Annotated in this window: 21 protein-coding genes; 5 read left to right on the top strand and 16 right to left on the bottom strand. The window is 37.9% G+C overall.

The window, feature by feature from the left end; genetic code table 11:
- Positions 1-102: 102 nt before the first annotated feature.
- On the bottom strand, positions 103-789 hold the full coding sequence (gene prsW / locus AB986_RS02055; protein WP_048309216.1) for a glutamic-type intramembrane protease PrsW: 687 nt from the start codon (positions 787-789) through the stop codon (positions 103-105).
- A 125-nt stretch (positions 790-914) separates the two neighbouring features.
- On the opposite strand from prsW, the gene AB986_RS02050 reads away from it, so the two are divergent.
- On the top strand, positions 915-1,886 hold the full coding sequence (locus AB986_RS02050; protein WP_048309215.1) for an asparaginase: 972 nt from the start codon (positions 915-917) through the stop codon (positions 1,884-1,886).
- Between the two features lie 38 nt (positions 1,887-1,924).
- Here the strand turns inward: AB986_RS02050 and AB986_RS02045 are convergent, their stop codons facing one another.
- The 3 genes from AB986_RS02045 to AB986_RS02035 all read right to left on the bottom strand — a co-directional run bounded on the left by AB986_RS02045 (position 1,925) and on the right by AB986_RS02035 (position 5,516).
- Positions 1,925-2,920 carry a YpdA family putative bacillithiol disulfide reductase gene (locus AB986_RS02045; RefSeq protein ID WP_048309214.1) on the bottom strand — a complete coding sequence of 332 codons (996 nt, stop codon included), beginning with the start codon at positions 2,918-2,920 and terminating at the stop codon, positions 1,925-1,927.
- 116 nt (positions 2,921-3,036) lie between these two features.
- Positions 3,037-4,317 carry a Glu/Leu/Phe/Val family dehydrogenase gene (locus AB986_RS02040; protein ID WP_048309213.1) on the bottom strand — a complete coding sequence of 427 codons (1,281 nt, stop codon included), beginning with the start codon at positions 4,315-4,317 and terminating at the stop codon, positions 3,037-3,039.
- A gap of 281 nt (positions 4,318-4,598) precedes the next feature.
- Positions 4,599-5,516: a D-alanine--D-alanine ligase family protein gene (locus AB986_RS02035; protein ID WP_048309212.1), complete on the bottom strand. Its 918-nt coding sequence runs from the start codon at positions 5,514-5,516 to the stop codon at positions 4,599-4,601.
- A gap of 201 nt (positions 5,517-5,717) precedes the next feature.
- Here AB986_RS02035 and AB986_RS02030 point away from each other — a divergent pair, with 201 nt between their 5' ends.
- The gene (locus AB986_RS02030; protein WP_048309211.1) at positions 5,718-6,434 is read left to right on the top strand and encodes a PIG-L deacetylase family protein; all 717 of its coding nucleotides are present in this window, start codon (positions 5,718-5,720) and stop codon (positions 6,432-6,434) included.
- 29 nt (positions 6,435-6,463) lie between these two features.
- Here AB986_RS02030 and AB986_RS02025 read toward each other — a convergent pair whose 3' ends face one another.
- The 5 genes from AB986_RS02025 to AB986_RS02005 all read right to left on the bottom strand — a co-directional run bounded on the left by AB986_RS02025 (position 6,464) and on the right by AB986_RS02005 (position 10,057).
- A complete protein-coding gene (locus AB986_RS02025; protein WP_048309210.1) occupies positions 6,464-7,054 on the bottom strand; it encodes a genetic competence negative regulator in 591 nt (196 codons plus the stop codon).
- 139 nt (positions 7,055-7,193) lie between these two features.
- Positions 7,194-8,117, bottom strand: coding sequence for a MerR family transcriptional regulator (locus AB986_RS02020; protein ID WP_048309209.1), 924 nt, complete (start codon positions 8,115-8,117; stop codon positions 7,194-7,196).
- A 94-nt stretch (positions 8,118-8,211) separates the two neighbouring features.
- Positions 8,212-8,970, bottom strand: coding sequence for a metallophosphoesterase (locus AB986_RS02015; protein ID WP_048309208.1), 759 nt, complete (start codon positions 8,968-8,970; stop codon positions 8,212-8,214).
- Positions 8,967-9,362 (bottom strand): hypothetical protein, encoded by a 396-nt coding sequence (locus AB986_RS02010; RefSeq protein WP_048309207.1) that lies wholly within the window; start codon positions 9,360-9,362, stop codon positions 8,967-8,969. Before AB986_RS02010 ends, AB986_RS02015 begins: the two co-directional genes overlap by 4 nt.
- A gap of 59 nt (positions 9,363-9,421) precedes the next feature.
- Entirely contained in the window at positions 9,422-10,057 is a 636-nt protein-coding gene (locus AB986_RS02005; protein WP_048309206.1) for a CBS domain-containing protein, read from the bottom strand.
- 210 nt (positions 10,058-10,267) lie between these two features.
- On the opposite strand from AB986_RS02005, the gene AB986_RS02000 reads away from it, so the two are divergent.
- Entirely contained in the window at positions 10,268-10,483 is a 216-nt protein-coding gene (locus tag AB986_RS02000) for a hypothetical protein (RefSeq protein ID WP_048309205.1), read from the top strand.
- Between the two features lie 3 nt (positions 10,484-10,486).
- Here AB986_RS02000 and AB986_RS01995 read toward each other — a convergent pair whose 3' ends face one another.
- The 4 genes from AB986_RS01995 to AB986_RS01975 all read right to left on the bottom strand — a co-directional run bounded on the left by AB986_RS01995 (position 10,487) and on the right by AB986_RS01975 (position 14,370).
- Positions 10,487-10,936, bottom strand: a complete 450-nt coding sequence (locus tag AB986_RS01995) for a DUF2663 family protein (RefSeq protein ID WP_048309204.1) — start codon at positions 10,934-10,936, stop codon at positions 10,487-10,489.
- Positions 10,937-11,223: 287 nt separating this feature from the next.
- Positions 11,224-11,802 carry a CPBP family intramembrane glutamic endopeptidase gene (locus AB986_RS01985; protein WP_048309202.1) on the bottom strand — a complete coding sequence of 193 codons (579 nt, stop codon included), beginning with the start codon at positions 11,800-11,802 and terminating at the stop codon, positions 11,224-11,226.
- The gene (locus tag AB986_RS01980) at positions 11,783-13,324 is read right to left on the bottom strand and encodes a RecQ family ATP-dependent DNA helicase (protein WP_048309201.1); all 1,542 of its coding nucleotides are present in this window, start codon (positions 13,322-13,324) and stop codon (positions 11,783-11,785) included. Before AB986_RS01980 ends, AB986_RS01985 begins: the two co-directional genes overlap by 20 nt.
- Positions 13,321-14,370, bottom strand: a complete 1,050-nt coding sequence (locus tag AB986_RS01975) for a YpbB family protein (RefSeq protein WP_048309200.1) — start codon at positions 14,368-14,370, stop codon at positions 13,321-13,323. The genes AB986_RS01980 and AB986_RS01975 overlap by 4 nt, the downstream gene beginning before the upstream one ends.
- 219 nt (positions 14,371-14,589) lie before the next feature.
- On the opposite strand from AB986_RS01975, the gene AB986_RS01970 reads away from it, so the two are divergent.
- Positions 14,590-14,838 (top strand): ferredoxin, encoded by a 249-nt coding sequence (locus AB986_RS01970; protein ID WP_048309199.1) that lies wholly within the window; start codon positions 14,590-14,592, stop codon positions 14,836-14,838.
- 412 nt (positions 14,839-15,250) lie between these two features.
- Complete coding sequence (gene serA / locus AB986_RS01965) at positions 15,251-16,831, top strand: phosphoglycerate dehydrogenase (protein ID WP_048309198.1); 1,581 nt, start codon at positions 15,251-15,253, stop codon at positions 16,829-16,831.
- A gap of 41 nt (positions 16,832-16,872) precedes the next feature.
- On the opposite strand, the gene AB986_RS01960 is transcribed toward serA, so the two are convergent.
- The 3 genes from AB986_RS01960 to AB986_RS01950 form a co-directional block, all read right to left on the bottom strand.
- Positions 16,873-17,682: a histidinol-phosphatase gene (locus AB986_RS01960; RefSeq protein ID WP_048309197.1), complete on the bottom strand. Its 810-nt coding sequence runs from the start codon at positions 17,680-17,682 to the stop codon at positions 16,873-16,875.
- Positions 17,683-17,900: 218 nt separating this feature from the next.
- Positions 17,901-19,697, bottom strand: a complete 1,797-nt coding sequence (locus AB986_RS01955; protein WP_201779265.1) for an ATP-binding protein — start codon at positions 19,695-19,697, stop codon at positions 17,901-17,903.
- Positions 19,694-20,410 (bottom strand): response regulator, encoded by a 717-nt coding sequence (locus tag AB986_RS01950; RefSeq protein ID WP_048309195.1) that lies wholly within the window; start codon positions 20,408-20,410, stop codon positions 19,694-19,696. Before AB986_RS01950 ends, AB986_RS01955 begins: the two co-directional genes overlap by 4 nt.
- Positions 20,411-20,437: the final 27 nt, after the last annotated feature.

Raw genomic sequence — 20,437 nt, 5'->3', positions numbered from 1 at the left:
GGTTTCACTCGAATGAGCCAAAAATTAACACTGTTAATTAACATAGCTTTAATTTAAAAACAAAAAAAAGATGCCATATGCGGCATCTTTTTTGTTTAATCTCTATAACATTCTCATATCTTTTGATTGCAGAAACTCAGTTTGGTTCAAATCAGCTACCTTCATTTTTCTTAGTCCGACAAACCAAAGTATGAGCATAAAAGGAATCATTAAATAAATTGTATTGCTATTAACCTGGAGTACGAGATAATTATAGGTTCCATGAAACAAGAATGGAACTAATAGTGAAAGTGAAATCCACTTTCCTATTTTGTTTTGCAGTGAGAACTTTCCTCTACCGAGATACGAACCCATCATTAACCCAAACAAGGCATGACTTGATACAGGAAGAAGAGCTCTCCACCACGCTTCTTGAATACCATAAGCGAATAGATAGAACACATTTTCAACGGAAGCAAAACCTAGTGAAATCGCCACTCCATAAATAATTCCATCATAGAAATCATTAAATTCTATATGAATGTACACTGTAAAATAGAATATAAACCACTTTAGAAACTCTTCTAACAAACCGGACATTAGGTATGCCTGACTAAATGGAGACTGTAATACATCCTCTACCTTAAATCCATGTTGGATCACCATTACTGGGAATACTAGCATCGCCCCAAATACAAAGCTTCGTACAACTGGTTTAATTGGCTCAGTTCCATACTGATGCTGTTTGAGGTAGAAAAAACAAAGAAGCGCAATGCCCGGTGCTATTCCAGCAGTTATTGCGGCTAACATAGGCTTTCCTCTTTTCTATCTGCACGTAATTGAAAAGACTGACTCATTTGTAACTATACTTTTATAATCGTAACATGTTACTTTATTTATGGATACAATTATTAGGAATATGAAGAGGTGGCCCGATGAGTAAAATATTGATTATACATACGGGAGGAACCATTGCTATGGAGGAGAATAAGGAGTCCGGTGCAGTAGCACCTGGAAAAGAAAATCCTCTAAATGCAACTCTCGAAAACTTATTAAGCGGTGTAGATGTGATGATTGACGATTTCCTCAACATTCCATCACCACATATGACCCCTGATATCATGTTTAAAATAGCTGAGAGAATCGAAACTAGAATCAGACAAGAGCACATAAGTGGAGTTGTGATATCACACGGTACTGACACGCTCGAAGAAACAGCCTATTTACTTGATCTTGTTCTACAGACTGACTTACCTGTTGTTGTAACGGGCGCGATGAGATCTAGTAATGAACTAGGTTCAGACGGCCCTTATAACCTCATATCTTCAATTAAAGTGGCCTGCTGTGACGAAGCGAAAGGCAAAGGTGTTCTTGTTGTGTTAAATGATGAAATACATACAGCAAAGAACGTAACAAAAACCCATACAAGCAACGTATCTACCTTTCAAAGCCCTCAATATGGTCCCATTGGAATTGTTACGAAGCAGCGTGTCTTCTTTCATCACACGTTAACAAATCGAGATCGTTATCATATTTCAGGATTAACAAAAAACGTGATGCTACTTAAAGCTTATGCTGGAATGGACTCTCAACTACTTTTTGCTGCCGGTAACCTAGAGATCGACGGCATTGTTGTAGAAGCGCTTGGACAGGGCAACCTGCCACCTGAGATGATGGAAGGGATAAAGCACCTAAGGAAGAAAGGAATCGCTATCGTAATGGTTTCTCGCTGTTTTAACGGCATTGTTCAAGATGTCTACGGGTATGAAGGCGGAGGCAAGATGTTAAAAGACAACGGGATCATTTTCTCAAACGGATTAAATGGGCAGAAAGCTCGATTGAAGTTACTTGTTACACTAGAGGCTACAGAAAATCCCGAAGACTTGCACAAACTATTTCTGCGGTAAATCGACTTGATATTTTTTATGAACGAGAAAAACCTACCTTACTCGGTAGGTTTTTTTGCTTTATTAATAATAGCACGTGCAATCATTGATCCATGTAGTCGACCGTTTTCGATAAAGATTTCATTTGCATTGTTACCAGCTGCTATCACACCTGCAATGTAGCAATCCTCTACATTCGTTTCCATAGTTACATCATCAAAAGTAGGGCGTCCACTTTTTTCATCAATTTCAATACCAATTTCTGTAAGGAAGGAATGATCCGGATGATATCCAGTCATTGCAAATACAAAATCATTTGTAATCGTTTTTTTCTCACCATCTACTTCATACTCTATTTCCTTCTCACGTACTTCAATTAGGCTCGCATTAAATTCCATTTCCACTTTCTTATTTCTAACAAGCGCTTCAAATTCAGGAAGAATCCAAGGTTTGACACTTTTAGAGTAGTCGGCTCCCCTATACAAAACGGTAACTCTTGCTCCAGCCTTCTCAAGCTCTAATGCAGCATCCACTGCAGAATTCTTTCCGCCAATGACCGCAATATCCTGATCAAAGTAAGGATGAGGTTCTTTAAAATAATGGAGAACTTTATCAAGATCTTCTCCTGGTACACCCATATAGTTAGGGCTATCGTAGTACCCTGTTGCAATAATGAGACGCTCTGCATGATACGTTACATTTTTGGATTCGTGCATTTTCTCTGTATGAATCACAAATCCATCATCTTCTTTTTTTATTTGATAAGCCTTTTCAAATGGATGAATACGAAGATCCTTGCGTTTCGCTACATCTCTGTAATAGGCTAGTGCTTGATTTCGTTTTGGCTTCCGCTCTTCAATAATGAAAGGCACATCACCTATTTCAAGCTTTTCACTCGAACTAAAAAATGTTTGATGCGTTGGGTAATGATAAATGGCATTTACTATATTGCCTTTTTCAATTAATAACGGGTCATACCCCTCATTCATTAATTCAATGGCTGCTGACATACCACAAGGGCCAGCACCGATAATAATCACTTGTTCTTTTATCATTTTACTCACTCCCGAACCTATCCATAAAAACTACAATTTCTAATTTTATTGTACGCATACTAATAGAAAAATTCCCTACCTGAATGATAGGGAATTTTCATCGGTTTAGCAACTATTTATATCCAACCTCTAAATCGAGATGCTTCTGCCATTTTACGAACGCCAACCATATAAGCAGAAAGTCTCATATCAACACGACGAGTTTCTGACGTACGATAAATGGAATTAAATGCGTTAACCATCACTTTTTCAAGCTTGGCTTCTACTTCTTCTTCTGTCCAGTAGTAACCTTGATTGTTTTGAACCCATTCGAAGTATGATACTGTCACTCCTCCAGAGCTTGCAAGTACGTCTGGTACAAGAAGGATTCCACGTTCTGTTAAAATTTTTGTAGCTTCAATTGTTGTTGGTCCATTAGCCGCTTCCACAACAATACTCGCTTTAATTTGATGGGCGTTCTCTTCTGTGATCTGGTTTTCAATAGCGGCTGGAACGAGAATATCACAATCTAACTCTAGAAGTTCTTGGTTAGTGATTGTTTCTTTGAATAGTTTCGTTACCGTTCCGAAGCTATCACGACGATCCAATAAATAATCGATATCTAATCCATCAGGATCGTGAAGGGCTCCGTATGCATCAGATATACCTACGATTTTCGCTCCAGCGTCGTGCATAAACTTGGCAAGGAAGCTACCAGCATTTCCAAAGCCTTGAATAACAACACGAGCGCCTTCTATCTTAATATCCTTCTTCTTAGCTGCTTCACGGATACAAATTGTAACCCCTTTTGCAGTAGCTGATTCTCTACCATGGGAACCTCCTAGTACAAGCGGTTTACCCGTGATGAATCCTGGAGAATCGAATTCACGAATTCGGCTGTATTCATCCATCATCCAGGCCATAATTTGAGAATTTGTAAAAACATCTGGAGCTGGAATGTCTTTAGTAGGTCCAACTATTTGACTAATTGCTCTTACATATCCACGACTTAATCGTTCAAGTTCTCTAAAAGACATTTCACGCGGATCGCAAACGATACCACCTTTACCTCCACCATAAGGAAGATCAACGATACCTGCTTTTAAACTCATCCACACTGATAGAGCTTTAACTTCTGTTTCAGTTACATCTGGATGAAAACGTACCCCACCCTTAGTAGGTCCAACTGAATCATTATGCTGAGCGCGGTAACCAGTAAAGATTTTGGTAGATCCATCATCCATACGAATTGGAATACGGACAGTCATTAACCTCATTGGCTCTTTCAATAATTCATATACTTCACTTGGATAACCTAATTTATCAAGCGCTTCATGAATGACCGATTGTGTCGACTCTAATACGTTCCGTTTGTTCTTCTTCCCTTGTTCATTATCTGTTTCGTTTTTGTCGACCATTGATTTACCTCCCATTACTGTGCACTTACTTAGTTGTTTTTAGATTGAAAGCCTTACAGTTCTAAAAGCTTTCACTTAAATATTGGATATTTTCTTAATTTGTTTATAGGATACTCGTTGCTCTGCTTTCAAAACATAGTATACACGTTTCGCTAAACGATGAGAAGGCATTATGGGTACATTTATGCAATTTGTTACGCATAAAATGAAAACGCTTACTAATTGCACATAAATAAACTTAATTAAAAACAAGACCTCACATGTTTTGTGAGGTCAAACGTTTATTTCTTCTTTAATCCAAGTTGAATGAGGTGTTCAATCATTTGCTCATATGAATAACCAATTTCCTTCGCCGCATCAGGATATAAACTAGTAGGCGTCATACCCGGCAACGTGTTAACTTCTAGGAAAACGGGTTCTGTTCCATCATTAGGAACGATGTAATCTACCCTTGAATACGTTTCACATCCAAGTAGTTCATGAGCCATAACAGATTGTTGCTGAATCATCTCAGTATAAGACTCAGAAATACGAGCTGGTACAATATGCTCACTTCCACCTTCAGCATATTTTGACTCATAGTCATAGTATGCATTTTTAGGAACAATCTCCACAACTGGGAGGGATTTGACGTTACCCTCTTCTCCCATTACCGCAACAGTCACCTCTGTGCCAGAAATAAACTCCTCTAGTATAACGGTATTGTCAAAACGAAACGCTTCCTCAATACCTCTATTAAGCTCTTCTTGATTTTGAGCAATGGTTAAGCCAATAGTGGATCCTTCACTGTTAGGTTTAACTACAACTGGGAAACCAAATGGCATATCTATAGAATAATTATCATTTGATTTATGCAGTACAAGATCTTTTGCCAATCGAATACCTGAATCCTTCAATACCTTTTTACTTTTCGCTTTATCCATCGCAACCGCTGATCCAAGGACACCTGATCCTACGTATGGAATTTCAAGCATATCAAGAAGTCCTTGAATACGTCCATCTTCTCCAAATCTACCGTGGAGGCCAATAAATACAATATCAACGTCTAATTCCATGACCTCAGTTAATCGTTCAGGATGAAAATCTATTCCGATTACGTCATGACCATTTTCTTTAAGTGCTTTCATAATTCCTTTTCCACTGGATAGTGACACTTCTCGTTCAGCAGATGTGCCACCATAAAGTACTCCTACTTTCATTATCTATACCTCCTGGGCTGCTTTTATGTAAGTCATTATATTCGATTGTTAAAGGTATGGAACTTACCAAAACTTCTCTAATCATACCATGTTTTTGATTCGCTATGTAATCTCTTTACCTATCTCCAAACAATATTATTGGTAAAAAGTGCTCAACTTTCGATATACTAGCACTAGTCTTACAATGAAAGGAAATGTTCTATGTCAAGAACCATTATGTTTGTATTTGCCCACCCAGATGACGAAACGTTTACTTCAGGTGGAACAATTTTAGAGTTAGCACAACAAACCGATACGAAAACCATTCTATACAGCGCTACTCCTGGAGATGCGGGAAAATGTGGTGAACCACCTCTTTGTACTCGAGAAGACCTTGCAACTTTCCGAAGAAGAGAGTTAGAGGAAGCTTCTAGGTTACTACGAATTGACGATCTCATTATTGATGACTTTCAAGATGGTAAATTAAGCGATCTTCCTTCAGGTGTATTAAAAAATAGAGTACTTAAACAACTTCAGGTTGTAAAACCCGATGTAGTTGTAACCTTCCCGCCACATGGTTTATCGGGGCATCCTGACCACAAAGCAATACAACAGGCTACGCTACAAGCTGTGCAAGAAACATCTTCAGAAGTGAAAGAACTATATTATGCTACTTTTCCGCAATCAGTAGCAAGTGAAACGGGGAATCCTGCCTTTTCTGATCCTGACGAGGCCATTTCGTTGGTTAAATCATTTTCACAAGAGCATATGAATGTCGTGAAAGAAGCGCTGCTCGCACACAAAACACAGCATTTATCTGTCGAACGTGTTTTTCCTACGATTAAACAAGATTCAGCATTTATGAAGTTTAATAATAAAGAATACTTTATTTGCGCATGGCAGCACCCACAATATAACTCCGGTCCGCTTCTCACATAACGAACAAAACCTCCCAATTGGGAGGTTTTTTATTTAAAATACTTATTCAACTGCTCAATTGCAGTAGAGTCCATTAACGTTTTTCCATATTCAATTACTCTATAGCTTGTGATTGTAGATGGATTTCCATATTCAGCAAGAAGTGCAATGAGAGAATCTAATTCATACTCTGCAAATTCTTCTTCATCAAACTTCAAGTAGAAATGATTTAGGAACGAATAGAGTGTACCTCCATATATTCCTACATTGATTAACATTTTAGATAGCCCAATGACATCCTCTAATGAAGCAAATTCATAGAACACTTCATCGCTTTCATCAAGAGTAACTTGCATTTCGATATAATCATCACTGTAGTCGTCTTCAAAGTCGTTTTCATTTGAGCCTTTCGTCACAATGACCACCATTCCCTGTGCAGGTAGCGAGAATACCTCTACAGCGATAGGACCATCCACTTTAAAACCAAGCTCGTCATCAGCTTCCATAATCATTTCTCGAAAAAGCCTGTGAACTTTTGGTACGTCCTGCCAGAGCTCTTCTTTCGTAATTCCCCGTTCGTTTAAGTCGTCATAAGTTAGAAAGATCTTTATTTTATCGTATGTTAAACGTTCAAGACGCATCTAATTCCCCCCTACCGTCTGTCACCCACAAATCCTTTATTCATACTATATGTGATTATGCAGAGTTGGTTCTTGGTTGACATTATTGTTCTAGTTTACACCGATTAGGGAAGACTAGACAAGTCAGGACACTTGTCCTTTAAAAGGTTAATTTCTGTAGCTTATCTTTAATCCAAATTTCCCATTCATCCCTTACATTTCCTACACAAAAAGATTCATAAGCTTGTCTTTTTTCATTATCAACTTGTGCAATAGCCGGTCCACCAATACCGACTGTTAACTCAGGAAATTTGTTGTCTAATGTATCAACAAAGTCCAGGCACCTAGGTAGATTTTTCATAAGCGTACAGGATAGAAATAGAATCTTAGGATCTGTATCTTCTACAACTACTTCTATATCCGTTTCAGGAATACTTGAACCTAAGTAAATAACTTCAAATCCCTTTCTTCTTAAATAAAGAGTAAAGATTAAGAGTCCTAATTCATGATACTCCCCCGGCGAACAAACCGTCATAACTTTTGGGAGATAACCGTCTACAGGAAGCGTATGAAAAATCATTCCTATTCTTGAGCGTAAAAACGCACTAGTAAAATGCTCATGAGCAATCGTAATCTTTTCTTCTTCCCATAAATCCCCCACTCTAACGAGAAGCTTGGCAAGAATATCGTGAACTACTTTATCGATGCTAAAGATGGAGAAAGCCTGGTTTAACAAATCCTGTGCTTTATTTTCATCGAAAGCTAGAAGTGCTTCAAGAATTTCGTCAGCGAGCATATTTGCTCGATCTTGCCCCATACTCATATCTATACTTCGTGAATCAGCCGATGCCTCGCCACTTTCAAGCAACTCAACAGCCTGACTTATCGTAAACCCCTGTTCCGTTTTTTGAACAAGCCACTTCAAGATAGACATATGTTCTTCTGAATAGAGACGATGACCGGCTTCATTACGAATAGGAGAAATAATATTGTAACGCCTTTCCCATGCCCTTAAGGTCCCCGGTTGAATACCTAGTTTTTTCGAGACCGCTTTAATATTATATTTACCTTCAGACATAGTCATCTTCCCCTCTAGTATTGCCTTTATCACACCTAGTATAAAGGGTGAATGACGTTTGTGTAAACTTTGTATAAGCAGTTAGTGAAAACAATTGTATTTATTTCCTTTTTAATATAAAAATATGTGATTCAGCAGGTGCCATTAGCCTTAACGGTAGCGTTGTTGTACCATAACCGTTACTAATTACTACTTTCGTTCCATTTACTTCCTTTGTGCCACCTTTTTCTCGTAGACCCCAACCGAACAAACGAATTTGACCTCCATGAGTGTGGCCTGAAAGAATTAGTTGAATCTCGTTACTCACTGGAAGATCGTATTGAATATCAGGATTATGACTAATAAGTATTTTAGTTTGTTCTCGTGCTGAATCTAAGGCTTGCTCAAGTGAAGCATTCTCTGTAGATAAGTCATCAATTCCTAGTAAATTAATTGATTCATTGGCTTTTGTAATTTTAACAGCGCCGTTTTTCAGAATAGTTATGTGATGACCTTGTAGTATTTTTTCAAGTTTTTTCGGATTCTCTTCATAATCATTATTGCCCCAAACAAAATAGCATGGCGCAAGGTTACTTAACTGCTTCAGATTTTCATTTACTTTCTCAAATGAAACTCCCTTCTCCATCACGTCTCCACCTATTACCACCACATCTACGTTATTTTTAACCTTACTTAGAATTTTGTTAGAGATTAATCTGTTATGCAAATCTGATATAAAAAAGATTCGATAGGACTCAAAACTCTCCGGCAAATCCTTTATTTCAAGTTCTTGTGTAACAATTCTGTTGAGGTGTGCTTCAACCCACATGTAGCTTAATAACAAAAGACCAGCTACAACCAATCCGATAATATAAATCATGTTTCATTGCTCCTTCTGAATCTTTTCATCGCTTTCGCAGCACTTATGTCAGCAGATAGGCCTCCATATATAATTGCCATTACGAGAGACGCAAGAGATAACCATTTATTAGTTTGGAACAATATCCAGTATACTCCAGTTAGTAAAGTAACCTCAATTATGAAAATTCTAAGATGAACATTATTTTGAAAAGACCACGATACAATACCTTCAACGTGTTCCCTGATAATTCTTGCAACTAACAGAAAACCTACCAAGAAACAAACAGCTCCTAATCCGTATTGTCCACTGTTTAACATCATGTCTGTAAACGTTATGCTATTTAAACTTAAGTTACTTTCTGCAAGATATAGAAAGCAAAAGACTCCAAGTAACCTAAATAGACGAATCATCAGCAAAACCTCCCACTCTAACGTATGTAAGAGTAGGAGGTTTTATGGGTAATAAGCAATTAAACTTCTTTAATATCTAATACTTTAAAACCATTCTGTTCTAGCTTAGCAATAAATTGATCAAGGTTCTCCTTTTTCTCTATTTTCATGACTATTCTTCTCACATTCTGGTTTGATTCATCAAAGGTAGAAAGCGAAATAATATTCTCATGAAAGTTTTTGGCGATTTTAGCAAGCCTTGCGATTCTTCCTTCTGTCTCTGAAGAAGCAAAAGCAATTCGAATACCTGGCTTTCGCATGCCAAAAACGCTTTGAAACTGGTCTAGAATATCAGATCTTGTAATGATTCCAATAAAATCCTGCTTCTCATCAACAACTGCAATGAGCGGAGCATTTTTCGCTAGCAAAAGTGTTGTTTCAAATACTGCTTCTTGATCCACAGTAACATCTTTTTGGTAAGCAATTTCTCCAGCACTTGTTTCATTTAAAAACTTTTCTTTATCTGTAATATCACTTTTGAAATATGCTTTATAAATACGATTAAAGGTCACGATTCCTACATATTTATTTCCTTTAATAACCGGTACACCATCAACCTCACGCTCTTTCAGCAACTCTAAGGTTTCACTTAACTTTGTGTCATCATTCACATAAATCGTTTCTCGAATAGTTTTCATCGCACTACGTACATACACAACTATCACCTCTTTTTAAAATCACTACACTTAATTAATACCACAATTCAAGAATAATATCCTTCCAAAAACAAAATTAACTAAAAATCAGGCTTGAATTTCCGTAAATTGGGCTTTTAAATTTCTTGAAGATTCAGTCTATTTACTGTAATATATAAGTATAACCACACCGAATGGAACGGATACCAAAAAAACGGAGATGATGGATCAATGATTAATAAACTGAAAACAAAATCATTGTTGGGAAATGAAGATTTAGATTTTAATCGCCGTCTTGGCATGCCCGTTGAAGTATTCTGTCCTAAACTTAAAGATACTGTAGCTTTTGGCAAAATTGAAATGTTTGTAGAGGATGAACTATCAATTAACGGAAATTGTTTTCAAATCGAACAATATCTGTTTTTCGGGTGTCCTGAGCAACGTTAACAACTATTTATAATATAGATTAACGTCGTGTGTTTCTTTCATGTATTTAAAAACATCATCCCTATTCTCCCATTGAATCTGACCTTCGAAAAGTTCGTCGCTTCGATCCAATACCTCTAATCTAAGAGATTCAAATTCATCCTCTGCTTTCTTGCACTTTTTGTTAAACTTCCTTAACTGATAAAATGCTGCGATACTCATTAAAATTGTTACGGAGAGAAACGGCGTAGTTGTAGGAGAAACCGACCGTACAAAAAGCGCCGTACTCCTCTCAAGCTCGTACAAAAAGATCGCTCCAATGATTAGAATCAAAAACGTTAGAACATATCCATAGAAAAGAGACTTCGCTTTAAAGTGTTTTTCATCATTTTTCCTTTCCACTAATTCTTGCAGCAATACGATTGTTACGTTAGATTGAGGCTGCGGAAGATTCCACTGTTTGAATACATCCACTTCGCTCCCCCCTTTACTGAGACTAGTCTATGCTTCTCTGTCATCAGATAATACTGGGGAAATACCTGATCTAGATAAATTTTAAGCGAAGTACGAATAGAGAAGGAATATTGAAACCATTCCAATAAAAAGCAGAGCTAGAACACGTATTAGGGTAAGCGAAGGTAACTCGGTTTCCTTTTTGCTACTACTAGCTCTCTTTTTTTTGTTTTCTTTATTGCGATGATAATCTTTCCTCGATGGTAATGGACTTTCGTTCTTCATATAACTCACCTTTCATGATGTGATCAAGAATGCGCTTTTTGTTTGATGAGGATTCCCATTGTTGAATCAATTAGAAAATGGGCTGTAATCGTAACGAGTACATTATCGGTGAACTCAAATAATATTCCTAGCATAAAGCTAATCCCGATGACTACTGTAAATAACACTGGCTTAGCTAGATACCTAACATGAATAATAGCAAATAAACCACTCGCTATGAATAGACCTAAATGAGTTTGGATTACGCCACGAAACAGTAGCTCTTCACTAAATGAAATGACAAAAGATAGGAACAATATATGCGGTATTGAGAGATTTGAGAAGATCCTCTCGTTAATTCCCCCATCATCTAGTTTATCTTCAGGCAATACAACCATTAGGAGTTGATCAATTAGAACAACAAATAATGCCAACCCACCTCCTAGAAATATCATATTACCCAAATTAAATTCTACAATTTCATCTATAAACCATACTTCAGAAAATAGAATGACACCAATCACAACAGACAGGATAAGAAGGATCCCCTGTGTTAAATAAACATTGATGAGCAATTCTCGATCCGAAAGGTTTTTTACAACTTCAGCCTGTCGGTTTCTCACCACGATCCTCCTTTTTTACTACAAGTAACCTTTCCAGCTCTTGCTTCCAATTGCTTATTTGAATCCTATGTTGATCCATCTTGTTTACATCTTTAGAATAGTTTTCTAACGAAAAACCACAATAATCGCAACAATCTTCTACGCTAACTGGTGTTTCGCGAAATATAGAAAGCAGTCCATTTCTTCTACACTGATTGTCTTCTAGCCAGCTTTTAAACCTCTTCCACTTCACTAGCTTTTCTTTTCTTCGATCTTCGGCTTCTGAAGTAATCACCTCAACAGCATTATTGAATTGAAAAGGCTGTATAATATCATTCTTTAAGATTCCGTGAACTTCTAACTTATGGACGATAAGCCGCCAGGCCGTTTCAGGTAAACCAACTGGCATCTCCTGACTCTCATACTGCTTTGCATTTATTCGTTCTCCAATACGGTTAGAAAGGTGACTTATCACATCCGCAACTTGAGTCCGATCTGGAAGCTCACTGTCTATAAAAGATAAAGGCAGAAATTCATCTTCTTCTGTATAAAGATGAATTGCAATAGCTTTCTCCTGATCTCTTCCTGCCCGACCTATTTCCTGCAGATAACTTTCGATCGTAGAAGGAGGATGAAAATGGATTACATAACGTATATTACTTTTATTTATCCCCATTCCAAATGCATTAGTTGAGCATACAATCGAGAGTTCATCACTTAAGAACTGCTGCTGTATAAGCAAGCGATCTTCTTGATTAAGTCCTGCATGATACGAAGCTACGCTTCCTATTCCCGCTTCTTCTAACTCACGTGCTATTTTGTCAGCCCAATTCCTGCTAGAAAAATAAATAATGCCTGGTCCTTTAAGCTGTCCAGCGTATTGATGTAACGCTTTAACTTTTTCGACTAGTGAACGGTGTTTTTCTAACTTAATTGCAATGTTTGGTCGATCGACAGTATGAACATGAAATATTGGGTCAACCATTTGTAGTTGCTTAACAATATCTTGACGAACTTCTTGAGTTGCTGTGGCTGTTAATGCTAGTAAAGGAGGAAAACCTAACTGTTCTCTAAGTAATCCAAGCTTCAAGTAATCTGTTCTAAAGTCATGACCCCATTGAGAAACGCAATGAGCTTCATCTACAACCATTAAGCGAATGCCGATTTGACTCAGGGCACGTTGAACATTTCTATTTTGAAGAATTTCTGGTGATGCATAAATGAAAGAATAGCTAGATAATTGTCTTAGAATCGTCTTTCTCTTATTAAAATCCAGGAAGCTATTTAAAGCAACGACCCGTTTCTCTCCGTGCGTTTTCAATTGTTGAACCTGATCTTCCATTAAAGATACAAGTGGGGAAACAATTAATACTGGAGACGCTCCTGCGTAAGCTGGCACTTGATAGCAAAGCGACTTTCCTGCACCTGTTGGTAGCATAGCAAATACATCTTTACCCTCCAGCACATCTTTAATAATTTCTTCCTGACCTAATCTAAATTTTTGATAACCAAAGTGTTTATATAAAATGCTGACTAGATTCATTGAACCCCTTCTTTGCATAGTGTTAATCTAATTTCAAAATAAGGATATTTATGATTTAAATGTTCCTTGACCGTTTTCAGTCTTTGGCTCTTTGTTTCTTGACTAGCTGTCTTAATTGATTGCTGTGCTTGTCTAGTAACAAAAGGATCAATTGAAAAGTCCGGTACATTGATTGCTATTTCTACTAAATGATCTTCAATCGTGCTTTTCTTTAATTGTCGCTTGTTAACGATCTGGTCCATTGTTAAACCTTTCATTAACAATTCGTATGTTTGCCTTGTAGATGACGTTAATGGCATTTCAGCATGCTCATCTGCTGCTAAAGATGCTAGCAACGGATAATCAGAACTAGTTTGAATGAAGGTTAGACAAGCATGTATAACACCGTAAAATTTAATTGTAGCTTCTTCAAGAGTAATCCTAAACTCGGTAGCAGTTTGTTGTAAAGTAAGTCCTGTCCTTCCAACTCCACTAAGACGATGAACGAAAAAAGTGGCAAGGTAATTTGGTTGTTTTTCAAGGACATGTGTCACTTCTTGATAAAGCTCTGCAGCGATCTTTACTCGATCCTCTGAACGAGTAGGGAAATGATTTCTAACCCAACCTTGAATCAGCTCATCTTTCATGACGGGATAGAAATTCATATTGTTATGAACAGAATAAGAAAGACTCTGAACGTATAAACTAAGGCGCTGCCAGAATTGATCGGCTAAATGATGATACTTCCAACCGTTCAAATGCATTGGAAATGGATGCGTACTTACAAATGTTTGAAGAGCACTATTACCATCTTGTGTTATCACATACCGATCTTGATCTGTTTGGAAAAGTGATCCTTCATTTACTAAATTCACAGTTACGTCTTGAAGTTGATTTCTGTTCAAGTGCTTTAGCATTCCAAACAAAAACGATACGTCGAAAAGTCTGGCATCTTGAATTGTTTGTGAAGATTTCTTCCCTCTTAGTAGGTGATACACCGCTGATATTGAGCGTTCCCCTTTATAACGATTAAGTACAAATAATACCACACCATTTAAATATTCCATGATCAGACCACCCTGTCACTTACTCTGTTCTTATTGTATCAAATTTTATGGTGTGTTTACTTAAATTAAAATCGGGTAACTACCTATTAGGCAGTAAGAAAAGTATTTGACTATTGAAAAGTCAAGAAATCACCTTTACAATGAAGTTATTAAAAACTTTCATTTACGTATAAAAGAATGATGAAAGGCATATAGAAGTATTGAATAGGAGGTTAAATCATGGCTAAGTATACTATTGTAGATAAAGACACATGTATTGCTTGTGGCGCTTGTGGCGCTGCTGCACCAGACATTTATGACTATGACGATGAAGGTATCGCGTTTGTAACCCTCGACGATAACGAAGGTATCGTCGAAATTCCTGAAGTACTTCATGAAGATATGATGGATGCATTTGAAGGTTGCCCTACTGACTCAATCAAAATTGCTGACGAGTCTTTCGACGGTGACGCACTAAAATTCGAATAGTAATCCTTTAATCCCCGGTTAACCTAGCCGGGGGTTTTTTTCTAGGCTCTTTTCAAAAGGCTCCTTTCTAAAAGATTGTTGCTCTGAAAAAAAAATTATATAAAAAACCACACTTCGCTAATTGGAGCGGAAGGATGCTCGACTCCTGCGGGACTAGTGGGACAGGTGAGACCCCACAGGAGCGTAAGCGACGAGGAGGCTCACCGCCCACCCCGCGGAAAGCGAGCATCCTGAAGCGGAAATGAATCCACTCATCTAGCAACAATGAATACGAGAAGAGCCTTTTTCTATTAAAAAAATCGTCCCATTTAAATTCTAATTGAAATTGACACTTTAGTGCTTTCATGATAAAAAGTATAGTATTAAGTTTTCAAAAAAATTAGAAGAGATAGAAAAAAAGGGAGTGGAGTAATTGGCTTACGTTCTTGTTACAGATGGTATTAAAGAAGATGGATTGCAACCCTTACTGAATGAAAGTACAATTCAATGCGATATTGGTTCACTGAACGAATTTAGCGATCGACTAAATCAATATGAGGCACTACTAGTTAGAAGTGCGACCAAAGTTACAGCCGAAGTTCTAAATCAAATGCCAAATTTAAAAATTGTAGCTAGAGCAGGAGTCGGTGTTGATAACATTGACCTTGATGCTGCAACTAAACGTGGTGTAATCGTTGTTAACGCACCTGACGGTAACACAATTTCTACAACTGAACATACTTTCGCAATGATAGCGTCACTAGTGCGGAACATCCCACAGGGAACTTCTTCGTTAAAGAGCGGAAAGTGGATGCGAAAAGACTATGTGGGTACAGAGCTTTACGGTAAAACACTCGGAATCGTTGGTATGGGAAGAATCGGAACTGAGCTATCACGAAGAGCAAGAGCGTTTGGAATGAATGTAGCTGTTTTTGATCCATTTTTGACAAATGATCGAGCTCAAAAGCTCGATGTAGAATCCGTTGAATTTGATCATTTGCTTGATGTTGCTGATATCATCACCGTTCACACACCTCTCACAGACAAAACACGAGGCTTGTTGAATGAAGAAACGATTGCTAGAACAAAAAAAGGCGTCTTTCTCATTAACTGTGCTCGCGGTGGGATTATTGATGAAAAAGCATTAATCCCTTACCTCGACTCTGGTCATATTGGTGGTGTAGCACTTGATGTATTTGAATCAGAGCCACCTGAACATAACCACCCACTTCTTGGCTACGATCAAGTGATCGTCACGCCTCACCTCGGCGCTTCTACAAAAGAGGCCCAGCTTAATGTTGCTGCTCAAGTGGCTGACGAAGTTTTATACTTCCTACAAGATAAACCGATTAGAAATGCTATTAATCTTCCAGGATTTTCGAAGGAAGAGTACGAGAAGATCAAACCTTATTATGAACTCACTCGTAAAATGGGAAGTATTCTTTCACAATGTATGAAGTCAGCAGTCAACCTCGTCGAAGTAAGCTACGCTGGTAAATTGACAGAACTCGATACAGCTATTTTGACAAGGAACCTTATGGCTTCTTTTCTTAAGTCAAGATTGGATACGACAGTTAATGAAGTAAATGCTCCTTCCATTGCAAGAGAGCGCGGTATAACGTATGGAGAAAAGCATAGCTCTGAAACTCACGGGTATTCAAACCTCATTTCAGTAACCGTTCAAGGTGATAAAGAAACTTTTTCATTACAAGGGACTTATATTAAAGAATACGGTGATCGGATTACACAGTTAAATGGATTTGATATTGACTTCCATCCTCAGGGACACCTACTTTATATTCAGCATAATGACAGACCAGGGGTTATTGGGAATGTGGGGAAGGTATTAGGTGAACACGAAATTAATATCGCTACGATGCAAGTTGGAAGAAAAACAGCTGGTGGGGAAGCTATTATGATGCTTTCATTTGATAGTGAACTTCCTAAAAATATCGAAGAAACGCTTGAATCTGTTCAGGATATTGTAAAAGTTGAACAAATTGGCGGAGTGTAGCAATGAAAAAGAACAAGAGCGAGAATCTCTTGTTCTTTTTTCTATAGAGGAATCGATTTACGCTCCCCTTGTTCAAAAGTCATTAATTTAGAGTAACCAACAGATTTCGCAAGATCCACTGCTTTGTCATAATCTGCTCCAACATCTCGCGGAACATGAGCGTCTGAAGAGAGAACAATGGGAATGTCTTTTTCATAACACATTTTAAGAAGATCTGGGTCAGGATATAACTCACCTACTGGTTTCCGCAACCCTGCTGTACTTATTTCTACACATGTCTTTGAATTAGACAAAGCATTTGTTGCGCGATCATACTGTTCTAGAAGAAAATCTCGATTGTCAGGCTTATACTTAAAAATTTTGACAAGATCCAGGTGCCCAACGATGTCGAATAAATTTGATTCGGCAAGTGTAACAACTTGATCAAAATACTTTCGATAAACCGTTAGAGTATCCCTCTCGTCCCACAAATGACGATATTCAGCTAAATCAATGCCAAAGTCTTCTACCCAATGGATTGAACCAATAACGTAATCGAACTTGTAATTGGATATAAAGTCTCTCATTTCAGCGTGTTTACCTGGTGTATAATCCATTTCAATTGACATTTTAACGTCCATGCCATGTTTCTCCGCTTGTTTAAAGAGATCAACATATTCACCCATATTATACCATCTCCGCTGGTTCACCCATGGATTACTTAAAATATTCTCTGTCTCATAGAAATGATAGGCATGTTCAGAGATACCAAAGTGGTTAACATTTTTCCGTTTAGCTTCCTCAACAAACTGTGATAAATAATCTAGTGTGAGTGTCCCTTTCTCAAGATGATTATGATAATCAGTATACAAAATGTCAGCTCCTTTATCGAACTAGTTTGACAGTTTCCTCTACCATTGTATCGCAAAACTCGAATTTTAGCATACCACTTCTGACTCTTTATTTGGTTGATTCCAACTCGATCATCCATCCCGATTGGTTAACAAAGAAAAATGAAAAAGCTCCTGAGTTACACTCAGGAGCTAACTAATTCGTTCGACAACCTTCAACAAATAGCGGGTGATGCCTGTCACTTGTCAGGCTGATCAGGGATAAAGAAAGAAAATACTGTGCCTTCACCATTCTTGCTATGGACTGATATCTGCCCTCGATGTGATTCCACAATATTTCTTGCAATCGCGAGACCAAGACCAGTACCAGATCTCCCCCTAGTCCTAGCTTTATCAGCCTTATAGAACCGTTCAAATACAAATGGTAGATCATCTTCTGGAATTCCAGACCCAGTATCTTTCACATTGAACTGAACGCCTTTTTCAAGTGAAGTAATAAGCAAGCTTACTTCACCGTCATTTGGCGTATGTCTTACTGCATTATCTAATAAATTTGTAAGAACTTGTTCGATACGATCCGGATCTATCATTAACATGCGATCAGAATTCGATAGATGAAACTTCAGTTCGACTTCTCGATCACGAGCAAGACCAGAGAATTTCCTTACGATTCTTTGACCGAAATCTTGAAGGTGAACGTTACTATAGTGCAACTCGTTGTGCCCTGCTTCCATTCTGGCAAGATCAAGCAATTCGTTTACAAGTCTACCCATTCGTAATGATTCGTCATAAATAATCTGAGCAACTTCTTTCTTTTCCTCATCGCTACTTGCAATATCATCTACAATCGCCTCACTATACCCTTGAAGCATAGCAATCGGAGTTCTTAGCTCATGGGATACATTCGCTATGAAATCCTTCCTCAGCTTATCTAAGCGCCTTTCCTCTGTCATGTCACGAAATACTGCAACAGCTCCACGAATACTCGATTGATTATAAAGTGGTGTCATCACCACAACCCAGCTTCGACCTTGCAATTCGACTTCTGTAAGCTGTTCACGCTCAAGCATGACAACAAGTCTAAACAATTCATTTATGTCTTCAGGTATATCCGTACCCGGCTGTTCATCCATTCCTTGCTCGTAATACCATGCTTTTAGAAAACGTTCTGCAGGTGGATTAGTGCTAAGTATAGCGCCAGTTTTATCAAACGTGATTACACCATCGGCCATACTGCTTAAAATACTAGAAAGCTGTTCTTTCTCTTGATTCAGCGCTGTTACATAGTTGTTCAATTGGCGGCCCATGCGATTAAAAGCTATGGATAACTCCCCTATTTCATCGTGAGTTACCATTGGCACTTTTGTATCAAATTTTCCTTTAGCCACTTGAGTAGCAGCTTCCCTCATCTTTAGAAGAGGTGCTGTAATACGAGTTGATAAGAAAAAAGCAAAGATGGTCGTTAATACAATCGCAATTCCTGCAGCTATGTAGATTAAATTACGTGCCTGCCCCGTTGTTTTTGCAATTACATCAAGAGATTGATAAAGAAACACCGCACCATGATCTTCTCCATCAATTTGCATAGGTACACCAACCACTAAAAGTTCATTTGAAAATGCCGCTTCCGTTGCTGTCTCAAAATTCCCTTGTTTCACAACCGTTTCACCATCTGTGAATACCTTATTTAAAACAGAATCACCTTTAATAACATCTAATGAGATTCTTGGGAGACCGTGCGCATTAGGAGAGTACCACCGACCTTCATTCACTTCTTCGTCCTTAATAATCATTACTCTAGTAGGATAAAAGTCAGTGATTTCCCATGCAGTATCAAGCGCTTGATCGCGATCATCGTATCGTTCAATGACGGAAGCCACTTTGTTCGCGAGCCGCTCCATTTGTTCTGCTTCTTTCTCAACATGAAAGTCTTCAAAGAACTGAAGCAACAAGATCGTTAAAATTGAAAGTACAAATGCGACCAGTAAAATAATTGTAAGCCAGAGCTTACCAACTACACTTCTCCAGATCATTATTCTTTTACTGCCTCGAACTTATACCCAACTCCCCATACAGTCGAGATCATAGCGGCTGCATTTGGTGACACTTTATTTAATTTTTCTCTTAGACGTTTAACATGAGTGTCTACGGTACGAAGATCCCCAAAAAACTCATAGTTCCAAACATCTTTAAGCAGTTCTTCACGAGAAAATACTTTATCAGGTGCTTTCGCGAGATAATACAGAAGCTCATATTCCTTTGGAGTTAAATTAATAATTTGATCTTCTGCGAGAACGCGGTGTGCATCGTGATCAATCGTTAAATAAGGAAATACAATGACATTCTTTGTTGTTGTTTCTGTTTGAAGAAATTTGGTTGTCGATGATCTTCTAAGAAGCGCCTTCACTCGAAGAACGACTTCTCTCGGACTAAATGGTTTTGTAATATAATCATCCGCGCCCACTTCAAAGCCTTGAACACGATTGGCTTCTTCCCCTTTAGCGGTCAACATAATAACTGGCGTCGCTTTTTGCTCTCTCATTTGCTGACAAACTTCGATGCCATCCATACCAGGAAGCATTAAGTCTAATAAGATAAGATCAAAATCATCTTCTGTTGCTATTTCCAGTGCTTCTTCTCCATTTTCTGCTTCTTCAATCTCATAGTTTTCTCTTTCAAGATACATGCGCAATAACTTCCTAATACGCTCTTCATCATCTACAACTAAAATTCTTGCATCTTTTTCCAAGAAGATTCCCTCCTACAATAACTCATA

This window comes from Guptibacillus hwajinpoensis (assembly GCF_001039475.1).
Lineage (GTDB): Bacteria > Bacillota > Bacilli > Bacillales > Guptibacillaceae > Guptibacillus > Guptibacillus hwajinpoensis.
Note: the sequence above shows the minus strand (reverse complement) of the source record. Positions and strands in the feature narration are given on the sequence as shown.